The sequence below is a fragment of the Burkholderiales bacterium genome (genome assembly GCA_035560005.1).
In the GTDB taxonomy this organism is placed as follows: Bacteria; Pseudomonadota; Gammaproteobacteria; order Burkholderiales; family Eutrophovitaceae; genus DASRFY01.
In genome coordinates, this window is sequence record DATMAN010000025.1 from 1 (window position 1) to 12,491 (window position 12,491).

Sequence of the window (12,491 nt, forward strand, 5' to 3'; positions counted from 1 at the left end):
CGGGCCGGCCGACCGCGCCTATCGGCCCGCCGATCTGGACGACCTTTGTGCATTTCTGCGTTCCCTGCCCCCATTAGAGCCCGTGCTCTTCGTAGGGCTGGGCAGCAATCTGCTGGTGCGCGACCGCGGGATTCGCGGAACGGTAATCTTCCTGCACGGCGCGCTGACCAAGCTGGAGCTTGTCGCGCGAGCGGGCGCTACGGAGATTTACGCACAGGCCGGCTTGGCCGCTCCAAAGGTGGCGCGGTTCGCGGCATTGCATGGACTCGAAGGCGCGGAATTTCTAGCCGGCATCCCGGGCACCGTAGGCGGCGCGCTGGCTATGAACGCGGGGTGCTACGGTTGCGAGACTTGGGACATCGTCACCCAGGTGTTGATGCTGGATCGACGCGGTGAGAAGCACGTGCGCGGACCAAGTGAATTCCGCGTGGCCTATCGCAGCTTGCAGCCGGCGACACCGCGCGAGGAATTTTTCGCGGCCGCTTGGTTGCGACCGCGATCGGGCGACGGCGAGCGTTCGCGCCGGCGCATCAAGGAACTGCTTCAGCGGCGGATCGCATCGCAGCCGCTCGACATCCCCAACGCAGGATCGGTGTTCCGCAACCCACCCGGAGACCACGCGGCGCGGCTGATCGAGTCTTGCGGTCTGAAGGGCGTTGCCATCGGCGCTGCGATGGTATCGCCCAAGCACGCGAACTTCATCGTCAATACCGGTAGCGCGACGGCGCGCGACATCGAAGCGCTGATCACGCGCGTGCAAGAAACCGTGAGCCGCGTGTGTGGAGTGGAACTCGAGCGGGAAGTCAGGATCGTGGGCGAGGCATGACCTTGAGCGGCGAGCGGTTCGGAAAAGTGGCGGTGCTGCTGGGTGGAACCTCGGCGGAGCGGGAAATTTCGCTGCTGTCCGGCAATGCCGTGCTGGCCGCGTTGCGGGAGGAGGGTGTGGATGCGCATGCGTTCGATCCGGCGCAGCGCTCTCTGTTCGAACTGGAACGCGAAAAATTCGACCGGGTGTTCATCGCGCTGCACGGCCGGCATGGAGAAGACGGCACGGTGCAGGGCGCCCTGCAGCTCATGCGCATTCCTTACACCGGAAGCGGAGTGCTGGCGAGCGCGCTGTGCTTGGACAAATGGCGCACAAAGTTGATCTGGAGGGCGGTGGGAATTCCCGTGCCGCGCGACGAGATGGTCAACAGCGCGAGCTCGTGGCCACAGGTCGCCGCGAATCTGCGGCTGCCACTGATCATCAAGCCGGTGCACGAGGGGTCTACGCTCGGCCTGACCAAAGTGGAGTCAGTGGCCGACCTTCCGGCGGCTTACACGCTGGCGGCGCGTTACGACACGGCGGTGATGGCCGAGGAGTTCATCGAAGGCCAGGAACTCACCGCGTCCATTCTTGGCGACCGGGTGCTGCCGCTAATCCGGATCGAAGCCCCTGGAGGAAAGTACGACTACCAAAACAAGTACTTCAGCGAACAAACGAAGTATCACTGCCCCTGTGGGATCCGCGCGGACTTGGAGTCGCGGATTCAGGAGGTCGCGCTGCAGGCGTTTCGGGTGCTGGGCTGCACGGGGTGGGGAAGGGCAGACCTGATCCTGAAAGCCGATGGCTCGTTTTTTTTCTTGGAGATGAACACCTCACCGGGAATGACCGGACACAGTTTGGTGCCAATGGCTGCGCGACAGGCCGGTTTGAGCTTCGGTCAACTGGTCCTGCAGATTCTGGAGAGCGCCCGTGTGGAATGACACGCGCGCGCTGAACCTCGTCGCTGGACTGTGCGTAGCCTGCGCCGCCGGGCTTGCCGCCTACGGCGCCGTGTGGCGCATGCTGCAGCTCGACGCTTTTGCCGTGCGCCGCATCGACGTGGTGGGCGAGGTCGCCCACCTTACGCGCGAACAGGTCGAAGCGGTGGCATTCGGCCACCTGCGCGGCAACTTCTTCACGATGGACTTGGAGTCGGCGCGCGATGCGTTCGAAAAGCTGCCTTGGGTACGGCGCGTGGAAGTGCGGCGATGCTGGCCCGACCGCATCGAGTTCGTCGTCGAGGAACACCGCGCGCTGGCGCGCTGGGGCAGCACTGCGCTCGTCAACGAATACGGCGAGGTGTTCGAGGGCGCGAGCAACGCTGCGCTGCCCACGTTCGAGGGGCCGGACGGATCGGCGCAGGAAGTCGTTCAACGCTACTTGGATTTCGGGCCGATGCTGGCGGCGATCGGTCGCCGCATCGAGCACATCCGGTTGAGCCCGCGCCGGGCTTGGCAACTCGAGCTCGACGATGGAACCGTGCTCGAACTCGGCAGGCAGGACGTCGAGCGGCGCTTGGCGCTGTTCGTGGCGGAGTACGAGCGCACCGTCGCGCGGCTCGACGCGGCGGGAGCAAGGATCGATCTGCGCCATGCGAACGGATTCTCAGTGCGCACAAAGCCAGACAAACGGAACGGGAACCGCGCGTGAAGCCGATCGAGTGGAACAGAGCGATGGTACTCAGTAAGAGCAGAGAGACCAAGAATCAGATCGTCGGGCTCGACATCGGAACTTCGAAGGTGGCCGCGGTGGTGGCGGAGGTCAACGGCGAAGGCGGCTTCGAAGTCATGGGAATGGGCTCGGCGCCCTCGCGCGGACTGAAGAAAGGGGTGGTCGTCAACATCGAGTCCACCGTGAACTCGATCCAGCGGGCGCTGGAAGAAGCCGAATTGATGGCCGACACGAAGATCCGCGAAGTCCTGACCGGAATCGCCGGCAGCCATATCAAGAGCTTCAACTCCCACGGCATGGTCGCGATCAAAGACCGCGAGGTCTCTCAGGCGGATGTGGATCGTGTGGTCGAAACGGCCAAGGCGATCCCGATTCCCACTGATCAGCAGATCCTGCATGTGCTTAACCAGGAGTTCGTGATCGACGGCCAGGAGGATGTGCGCGAGCCGCTGGGGATGAGCGGCGTACGCCTGGAAGTAAAAGTGCACATCGTCACGGGCGCGGTGTCTGCGGCACAGAACATCGTGAAGTGCGTGCGCCGCTGCGGGCTGGAGGTGGCTGATCTCGTTTTGCAGCCCCTGGCCTCCGCCGTGGCTGTCCTCTCCGATGACGAGCGTGACCTTGGCGTGTGTCTGGCCGACATCGGCGGCGGCACTACCGACATCGCGGTGTTTACCCAGGGCGCCATCCGGCACACCGCGGTAATCCCGATTGCTGGCGACCAGATCACCAACGACATCGCGATGGCGCTGCGCACGCCGACCAAGGAAGCCGAAGAGATCAAGCGTCGCCACGGCTGCGCGTTGCGCGAACTGGCGGATCCGCAGGAAATGATCGAAGTGCCGGGAGTCGGAGACCGTGGACCGCGCAAGCTGTCGCGCCAGACGCTGGCGGAAGTCATCGAACCACGCGTCGAGGAACTGTATTCGCTTATCCAAGCGGAGCTGCGCCGCAGCGGATTCGAGGAGCTGTTGTCTTCGGGAATCGTCATCACCGGTGGTAGCGCGGCCATGCAGGGCATGGTCGAGCTGGGCGAGGAGGTGTTTCACATGCCGGTGCGTCTGGGATTGCCGAGCTATTCGGGCGCGCTGTCGGAAGTAATCCGCAATCCGCGTTATTCGACCGCGATCGGGTTGCTGATGGCCGGTGTCCAGCAGCGACAGCGGCAGCACATCGCGAAGATGCAGAGCGGGTCGGTCAAGCAGATTTTCGAGAGGATGCGTAGATGGTTCGAGACCAATTTCTAGCGAGTTCGCCGTGTTCTGAGTTGCGCGATTCGATTTCTTCAATCACTTCAGAGAGGAGATGAGCATGTTTGAGATCGTCGATACCCAACCTCAGGAAGCTGTGATCAAGGTGATCGGCGTGGGCGGCTGCGGTGGCAACGCGATTGACCACATGATCATGGAAGGCGTGGAAGGCGTGGAATTCATCTGCGCCAACACCGATGCGCAGGCACTGAAGCGCAACAAGGCGAAGACTCTGTTGCAGCTCGGCGCCAGCGTGACGAAAGGCCTGGGCGCGGGAGCCAACCCGGAGATCGGTCGCCAAGCTGCGATCGAAGACCGCGAGCGCATCATCGAGCTCATCGACGGCGCCGACATGCTGTTCCTGACGGCGGGCATGGGTGGCGGCACGGGCACCGGAGCGGCGCCGATAGTGGCGGAAGCGGCGCGCGAGCTCGGGATCCTCACCGTCGCGGTCGTGACCAAACCTTTCGCGTTCGAAGGCAAGCGCCAGAAGGTCGCACAACAGGGGCTCGAAGAACTGTCGAAAAACGTCGATTCACTGATCGTGATTCCCAATGACAAGCTGATGCAGGTACTCGGGGAAGACGTGTCGATGCTTGAAGCCTTCAAGGCCGCGAACAGCGTGCTGCACGGAGCGGTCGCGGGCATCGCGGAGGTAATCAAGTGCCCGGGACTCGTCAACGTCGACTTTGCCGACGTGCGTACCGTCATGTCCGAAATGGGCATGGCGATGATGGGCTCGGCGACGGCTGCGGGGCTGGAGCGAGCCCGCCAGGCCGCGGAACAGGCGGTGGCCAGTCCGCTGCTGGAGGACGTCAATCTAGCGGGCGCGCGCGGCATCCTGGTCAACATCACTGCAAGCGCCGGCCTCAAGATGAAAGAAGTACACGAAGTGATGAATACGATAAAAGGCTTCACTGCGGAGGACGCGACGGTCATCGTCGGCACCGTAATTGACGACGAACTGGACGACAGACTGCGCGTAACCATGGTGGCGACGGGCTTGGGCAACCCGGTAAGCCGCCAGCAGCAGAAACCGCTGACCGTGATTCGCACCGGGACCGACCCATTGCGCGTGGAAGCGGGCTACGGCGACTTGGAAACTCCGGCAGTCATGCGCAGGCGCAGCCGAGACGCGGCCGTGGAGGCGATGAGACAGTCCGGGGTCGACTTGCTCGATATTCCTGCTTTCCTGCGCAAGCAAGCGGACTAACTGCCGACTTCTATTGCGACGCAAAAATATTGGATGAACAAGGTTTTACTGTGATAACCTAGCAACCCTTCTGAACTGAGGCTGTCGTCTCGCCGCCCACTTCATGATCAGACAGAGAACCCTGAAGAACATCGTTCGGGCAACCGGCGTCGGGCTGCATACGGGAGAAAAGGTTTACCTTACCTTGCGCCCGGCTGCGCCCAACACCGGAATTATCTTTCGCCGCGTGGATCTCGATCCGGTCGTGGAAATTCGCGCGAATGCGTACGCAGTGAAGGACACGCGATTGTCCTCGTGTCTGGAAGAATCTGGTGTCCGCGTGCAAACGGTCGAACACTTGATGTCGGCCCTCGCCGGGTTGGGAATAGACAACGCCTATGTGGATCTCAGCGCTGGCGAGGTACCCATCATGGACGGCTCGGCGTCGCCTTTTGTTTTCCTGATCCAGTCCGCTGGGATTGAAGAACAAGCAGCCGCCAAGAAGTTCATCCGTGTGTTGCAGACTGTCGAAGTACGGACGGACGACAAGTGGGTGAAATTCGAACCCTACAACGGCTTCCGAGTGGACTTCAGCATCGACTTCAAGCACCCGATCTTTTCTGCTTCCAACAAGCGGGTGGTGGTCGATTTCGAGCGCACCTCGTACGTGAAAGAAGTCAGCCGTGCGAGAACGTTCGGATTCATGCGGGAGGTCGAGAACATGCGCGCGCAAGGGCTTGCACTGGGTGGCAGTCTCGATAATGCGATCGTGATGGACGAGTTCAGGGTTCTCAATGCCGACGGACTTCGCTACGAAGACGAATTCGTCAAGCACAAAGCGCTTGACGCCATTGGAGACTTGTACTTGCTGGGCCATCCGTTGATCGGTGCCTATACGGCCTACAAGTCAGGGCACGCGCTGAACAACCAGCTTCTGCGCCGGCTTCTTGAAAGAAAGAACGCCTGGGAGTATGTGAGTTTTCACTCCCAAGACGAGGCACCCGCTTTTCTACGCGTTCAGGCAGCGGCCGCCTAATCCGCTGGTCAACGTCGCAGTCGCGTTGGCCTAGTGTGCGTTTCCACCGTGTTCCTTGATCACCGGCTCATTGGTTGCCGGTGGCGCCGCGGCCAGCCTGATGATGTAGCTCGTCACAAAGAACCCCACCGGTTACGTTCCACTTGGCAAATCATCGAGGTCTGGTTGTTATCGGCTTGATATTTTTGGTGTTTTTTGGTGCTTGAACGCTTCTTGCTGGGCATCTAGGGCAGGATCCTCATGGCTTGAAAAGCGAAGGGCAGCCCACTGTAGCGGCGATGGTGGCAGGCGCCCGGCGAGGGCCCGGAATGCAGTCCGAGCAGCACGCGAAACCGTTTTCTGTTTTATAGGCAATGGCTTAACGCGGTTTGTTACTTGCACTCTCACCTCTATTGAGGTAAGGTCCGCGGCATGGTGCCTTAGTGCCTGGCACAGTTTGGGGCCCAGATGCCGCACCTTCGCGGCGGCCGCGCCACTATCAGCTACCAATAGCAGCGTGCCGGTCGTGAGGGAGGCAGCCGAAACAGACCCGGCGAGTTCCGGGGGCAGTGCGGCGCGCAGCTCTTTGTTCAGCTGGGCCAGGCGCCGCGCCTGATGTATGACGGGCCGTAGTTCGGGCGTCGCTTCGATCAGGTCTCGGACAAGAACGGTCACTGGAGCAACAAGAGGAAAGCAGATGGACATTATTGTGGTTTCCAATCGCTTTACTCAAGCGCGCAGCTTTGCGGTGAGCGGGCCTCAAGTGGCGTTCCTGATTCTATTGTTTTCCTTGCTCGTGGTTTCACTGGCGGTCCTGCTGAATTATTTCTCGCTGCGTTACGCGGTAACCAATCAGAGCCCGTACCTTCGTTCGTTGCTCGAAGCGGTGCAAGCCGAGCAGTCCCGCCACACACAGTCCTATTTACGCGAAAGCCTCAATACCATGGCTGCCCGGCTCGGCGAAATGCAGGCCAAGCTGTTGCGACTGGATTCGCTCGGTGACCGGCTTACCAAGCTCGCGGGTTTGAATCCCAAGGAGTTCATGTTTGACAAGCCGCCCGCGCGCGGCGGTCCCGTGCCGAGCGGTGAAGCGCAAGAGCTGTCGATGGTCGACCTCGTGCAACAGATGGAGGTGCTGGCGCAACAGCTCGACGACCGAAGCGACAAGCTTGGTGTACTGGAGTCGCACCTGACGTTCGCCTACGCCAAGAAGCAGCTTCTTCCGACGCAACTGCCGGTATCCACTGGCTGGTTTTCTTCCAACTTCGGCTGGCGCATCGATCCCTTTACGGGTTTGAACGCGTTTCACGAAGGCATGGATTTCATGGCACCGGAAGGCACACCGGTGACTGCCGCAGCGGGCGGCGTCGTCGTGTACGCGGGAGAGCACCCCCAGTATGGTAATATGCTTGAAATCGACCACGGCAACGGCCTCGTAACCCGTTACGCGCATGCGTCGAGGCTTGAAGTCAGAATCGGCGACGTAGTCTTGCGCGGACAGAAGATTGCCGAGGTTGGAAACACCGGGCGGTCGACCGGGGCGCATCTGCACTTCGAGGTGCGACAGTGGGGTGCCCCGCAAAACCCAGCTCGCTTTCTGCAAGTGCGCGGTTGATCGGATCGCCGAGTACTGATTGATGTCTGAGAGGGGTGGGGCGAAGGCCCCGCCCCTTTTGTTTTGGTATCTTCATCTCAAATGATCACGTCCGTTCTCAAGAAAATCTTCGGCAGTCGTAACGACCGCCTTCTGCGGAAATATGGGCAGCTGGTTCAGCGCATCAATGCGCTCGAACCCGAAACGCAGAAGCTTTCCGACACGGACCTGCGCGCGCGCACGGAATCGTACCGGCAACGTGCGCGCAATGGTCAACCGCTGGACGAGTTGATTCCCGAGGCGTTCGCGACTGTCCGAGAGGCGAGCCGGCGGGTGCTGCAGATGCGTCACTTCGACGTACAGCTGCTGGGGGGCATCGCCCTGCACCACGGCAAAATTGCAGAGATGCGTACGGGCGAAGGGAAGACGTTGGTAGCGACCTTGCCCGCGTATCTCAACGCACTCGGCGGAAGTGGAGTACACATTGTCACGGTCAACGACTACCTGGCCAACCGCGACGCGGAGTGGATGGGCCGGATCTACCGCTTTCTGGGCCTTTCGGTCGGCGTGAACCTTTCGCAGATGGAGCATGCGCTCAAGCAGCAGGCGTACGCCGCCGACATTACTTATGGCACCAACAATGAGTTCGGCTTCGATTATCTGCGCGACAACATGGTGTTTCATGCTTCCGATCGCGTGCAACGCGGACTGACTTATGCAATCGTCGACGAGGTCGATTCGATTCTCATCGACGAAGCGAGGACGCCACTCATCATCTCGGGGCAGGCGGAAGACAGCACCGAGCTGTACGTCCGAATCAACGCGATTGCGCCAAAGCTGCAACGCTGCGCCAAGGAAGGTGAGCCCGGCGACTACATCGTGGATGAGAAAGCCCACCAAGTCCTGCTTACCGAGGCCGGGCACGAGCATGCCGAAGATCTCCTCATGAAGGCGGGACTGCTGCCGCCAAACGGGAGTCTGTACGACGCCGCCAACATTGCGCTTGTGCACCACCTGTACGCGGCCTTACGAGCGCACAACCTGTTCCATCGCGATCAGCACTACGTGGTGCACAACGGCGAGGTCGTGATCGTCGACGAATTCACTGGACGGCTGATGCCGGGCCGCCGATGGTCCGATGGTCTGCATCAGGCGGTCGAGGCCAAGGAAGGAGTCAGAATCCAGCGGGAGAATCAGACGCTTGCATCTATCACGTTCCAGAACTATTTCCGCATGTATCGCAAGCTCGCGGGAATGACGGGTACGGCGGACACAGAAGCGTACGAATTCCAGCACATCTATGGACTGGAAACCGTGATCATCCCGACGCACAAGCCGATGATCCGCGAAGACCGTATGGACAAGGTCTATCGCAGCATGAAGGAAAAATACCAGGCGGTACTCGAGGAGATCAAGGATTGCTATGCGCGCGCGCAGCCAGTGCTCGTGGGCACTACGTCCATAGAGAACTCCGAGCTGCTTTCCAAGATGCTCGAGAAGGAGCAACTTGCGCATCAGGTGCTCAACGCAAAGCAGCATGCGCGCGAAGCGGAAATCGTTGCCCAGGCCGGTCGCCCCAAGATGATCACGATAGCGACGAACATGGCCGGCCGCGGTACGGACATCGTCCTGGGCGGCAATCCGGATCCCGAAATCAACCGTGTCCGCAACGATCCCAATCTGAACGAGGCCGAGAAGGAACGCAAGGTCGCGGAAATTCGCGAGGAGTGGCGCAGGCTGCACCAGCTCGTCGTCAATGCCGGCGGATTGCACATCGTAGGTACGGAAAGACACGAGTCCAGGCGGATCGACAACCAGCTGCGCGGCCGGGCGGGTCGGCAGGGCGATCCGGGCTCGAGTCGCTTCTTCCTCTCGCTCGAAGATCCACTGTTGCGGATCTTCGCCTCCGATCGAGTGGCCGCGATCATGGACAAGCTGAAGATGCCCGAAGGCGAGGCGATCGAGCATCCCTGGGTCACTCGGGCTATCGAAAACGCACAGCGCAAAGTGGAGGCACGCAACTTCGACATACGCAAGCAACTGCTCGAGTACGACGACGTCGCCAACGATCAGCGCAAGGTGATTTACCAGCAACGCAACGAGTTGCTCGAATCGACGGATGTCTCGGAGACGATTCGATCCATGCGCGAAGGCACCGTCAAGGCGATCTTCGAACAGTACATTCCGCATGAAAGCGTCGAAGAACAGTGGGACATTGCGGGACTGGAGCGGGCGCTTGCCGCCGAACTGACGCTTCATCTGCCTCTAAAGAAGTGGCTTGAGGAGGACAGCAACCTGGACGAAGAGCGGTTGCTTCAGCGCGTGACAGAGGCGGCGCATAAACACTACGAGGACAAGATCGCTGTCTTCCCGCCGGAGGCAATTCGTCCGGTCGAACGCGCCTTGATGCTGCAAAGTCTCGATACCCACTGGCGCGAGCATCTGGCGGCGCTCGATCACCTGCGCCAGGGCATACATCTGCGAGGATATGCGCAGAAGAATCCGAAGCAGGAGTACAAACGCGAGGCATTCGAGCTGTTCGCATTGATGCTGGAAACGATCCGCAATGAAGTGACGCGCGATCTCATGACGATCCAGTTCCGCGGGCAGGACGAGGCGCAGCAGGTGCAGGAGAAACGTGCGGAGCTGAGAAACGTGCAGTTTCAGCATGCCGATTACGACGAAGCGCTCGGCAGATCGGCCGCGGACCAGGACACGGAGACCAGGGTCCAGCCGTTCGTGCGTAGCGGCCAGAAGATCGGGCGAAACGAACCCTGCCCTTGCGGATCTGGAAGGAAGTACAAGCACTGTCACGGGCGGCTGAACTAGGAAACGCACGAACCCCGATGCCAGTCAATCTCCAGGCACCGGAACCCGCGCAGCTGTGCGCCATTCGGGGACTGCGTCTGGGCGCGGCGGCAGCCGGAATACGCAAGCCGGGGCGCCGTGATCTGCTTCTCGTCACCCTGCCACCGAGGGCGACGGTTGCAGCCGTGTTCACGCGCAATCGCTTCTGCGCCGCGCCTGTTGTGGTTGCGCGGCGCCATCTGGCTACAGCGCCGGCACGTGCCCTGATCGTCAATACTGGATGTGCGAACGCCGGCACCGGCGAGACCGGAATCGACGCCGCGCGACGAACCTGTGAAGAAGTCGGTTCGTTGTTGAAGATCAAACCGGAGCAGGTGCTGCCATTCTCCACCGGTGTGATCATGGAGCCGCTGCCGCTGGACCGGATCCTGGCTGCTTTGCCGACTTGCGTCGCGTCCCTGGACGAGGGCAACTGGCTGGTGGCTGCCGAGACGATCATGACCACCGACACGGTGCCGAAGGCGGTTTCGCGCAGTGTCGAGGTCGGAGGCCGGACCGTCACGGTCACTGGGATCGCGAAGGGCTCTGGCATGATTCGTCCCGACATGGCCACCATGCTGGCCTTCATTGCGACCGATGCAAGAGTCGACTCTGAACTGCTGCGGCAGGTCCTTTCCTACGCGGTGGACAGAAGCTTCAACTGCATCACGGTCGACGGCGATATGTCGACCAACGACAGCCTCGTTCTGATCGCCACCGGGAGGGACGGGGCTCCGGAGATCTCGAGCCCCGAGTCGCCGGAATTCAAGGCGCTGCTGAATGCGGTCGTGTCTGTTTGTCTCGAGCTGGCCCAGGCGCTGGTGCGTGACGGCGAGGGGGCCACCAAGTTCATCACGGTAGAGGTCCGTGGTGGGATGAGCGAATCCGAGTGCCGCAAGGTAGCGTACGCGATTGCGCACTCTCCACTGGTCAAGACCGCTTTCTTTGGGTCGGATCCCAACCTGGGCCGCATCCTCGCCGCCATCGGTTGCGCGGGGATCGCGGATCTGGCCGTCGATCGCGTTGATCTTTATCTGGACGATTTGCTGGTGGTGCAGAACGGCAGCCGGGCGGTTTCTTACCGCGAAGAGGAAGGGCAGCGCGTAATGAAGCAGCCGGAGATTACCCTCCGGGTCGTGCTGAATCGGGGCACTTCCAGTGCGACGATCTGGACCTGCGATCTCTCAACTCAATATGTGAGCATCAACGCCGATTATCGGAGCTGATGTGACGTCCCTGGAAGACCTGCTCGAACGAATTGGCCGCCTGCTCGACCGGGTCGATCACCTCGTGCCGCAAGGCACTCGGACCCCGGATTGGAAGGCGGCCATGGCGTTCCGGTGGCGCAAACGGGGATCGGTCGGGACATTGCAGCCAGTATCGCACCCTCACCGGATCCGGCTCGCGGATCTGCAGGGAATAGACGAGCAGAAACGCTTGGTCGAGCAGAATACGCGCCAGTTCGTCGAAGGATATACCGCCAACAACGTGCTGTTGACGGGCGCACGAGGGACCGGAAAGTCTTCCCTGGTAAAGGCGATCCTCAACAAGTATGCACCAAAGGGTCTGCGGCTCATCGAAGTGGAAAAGCAGGACCTCGTGGACCTCCCGGACATCGTGGACGTGGTAGCCGATTCGCCTTACAAATTCCTGCTGTTCTGTGACGACCTGTCTTTCGATGCCGATGAGCCGGGATACAAGGCGCTGAAGGCGATTCTGGACGGCTCGATCGCCGCCACCTCTGAGAATCTGCTGATCTACGCGACGTCGAATCGTCGTCACCTTATGCCTGAGTACATGCAGGAGAACCTGGAAACCAAGTATCTGGGCGAAGAGATTCATCCTGGAGAAACGGTCGAAGAGAAGATCTCTCTCTCCGAGCGCTTCGGGCTGTGGGTTTCGTTCTACCCGTTCGATCAGGACGAGTATCTGCACATTGTGCGCTACTGGCTCTTGCGGCTCGGCGTGCGGAAGTTCGACGAAGAGCTCATTCGGCGGGAAGCGCTGCAGTGGGCGCTCATACGTGGTTCGCGCAGCGGCCGGGTTGCATGGCACTTCGCGCGTGACTGGGCGGGACGGCACAGGATCAGGGGCGATCTGAAGGGCGCGAGATGAGC

10 protein-coding genes are annotated in these 12,491 nt (G+C 60.9%); all 10 read left to right on the top strand.

Annotated elements, in window-relative coordinates; translation table 11 throughout:
- Window positions 1-826: UDP-N-acetylmuramate dehydrogenase (gene murB, locus VNM24_02405; GenBank protein HWQ37450.1), on the top strand; the 826-nt coding region annotated here is incomplete at its 5' end.
- Window positions 823-1,746 (top strand): D-alanine--D-alanine ligase, encoded by a 924-nt coding sequence (locus VNM24_02410; GenBank protein ID HWQ37451.1) that lies wholly within the window; start codon window positions 823-825, stop codon window positions 1,744-1,746. The genes murB and VNM24_02410, both read left to right, overlap by 4 nt.
- Window positions 1,736-2,455, top strand: a complete 720-nt coding sequence (locus VNM24_02415) for a cell division protein FtsQ/DivIB (GenBank protein ID HWQ37452.1) — start codon at window positions 1,736-1,738, stop codon at window positions 2,453-2,455. Before VNM24_02410 ends, VNM24_02415 begins: the two co-directional genes overlap by 11 nt.
- A gap of 23 nt (window positions 2,456-2,478) precedes the next feature.
- The gene (gene ftsA / locus VNM24_02420) at window positions 2,479-3,723 is read left to right on the top strand and encodes a cell division protein FtsA (GenBank protein HWQ37453.1); all 1,245 of its coding nucleotides are present in this window, start codon (window positions 2,479-2,481) and stop codon (window positions 3,721-3,723) included.
- 64 nt (window positions 3,724-3,787) lie between these two features.
- Window positions 3,788-4,939, top strand: a complete 1,152-nt coding sequence (gene ftsZ / locus VNM24_02425) for a cell division protein FtsZ (GenBank protein HWQ37454.1) — start codon at window positions 3,788-3,790, stop codon at window positions 4,937-4,939.
- Between the two features lie 103 nt (window positions 4,940-5,042).
- Window positions 5,043-5,954, top strand: coding sequence for a UDP-3-O-acyl-N-acetylglucosamine deacetylase (gene lpxC, locus VNM24_02430; protein ID HWQ37455.1), 912 nt, complete (start codon window positions 5,043-5,045; stop codon window positions 5,952-5,954).
- A 676-nt stretch (window positions 5,955-6,630) separates the two neighbouring features.
- The gene (locus VNM24_02435; GenBank protein HWQ37456.1) at window positions 6,631-7,548 is read left to right on the top strand and encodes a M23 family metallopeptidase; all 918 of its coding nucleotides are present in this window, start codon (window positions 6,631-6,633) and stop codon (window positions 7,546-7,548) included.
- A gap of 81 nt (window positions 7,549-7,629) precedes the next feature.
- The gene (gene secA, locus VNM24_02440; GenBank protein HWQ37457.1) at window positions 7,630-10,356 is read left to right on the top strand and encodes a preprotein translocase subunit SecA; all 2,727 of its coding nucleotides are present in this window, start codon (window positions 7,630-7,632) and stop codon (window positions 10,354-10,356) included.
- A 17-nt stretch (window positions 10,357-10,373) separates the two neighbouring features.
- The gene (gene argJ / locus VNM24_02445; protein HWQ37458.1) at window positions 10,374-11,600 is read left to right on the top strand and encodes a bifunctional glutamate N-acetyltransferase/amino-acid acetyltransferase ArgJ; all 1,227 of its coding nucleotides are present in this window, start codon (window positions 10,374-10,376) and stop codon (window positions 11,598-11,600) included.
- A 10-nt stretch (window positions 11,601-11,610) separates the two neighbouring features.
- Window positions 11,611-12,489 (top strand): ATP-binding protein, encoded by an 879-nt coding sequence (locus tag VNM24_02450; protein HWQ37459.1) that lies wholly within the window; start codon window positions 11,611-11,613, stop codon window positions 12,487-12,489.
- Window positions 12,490-12,491: the final 2 nt, after the last annotated feature.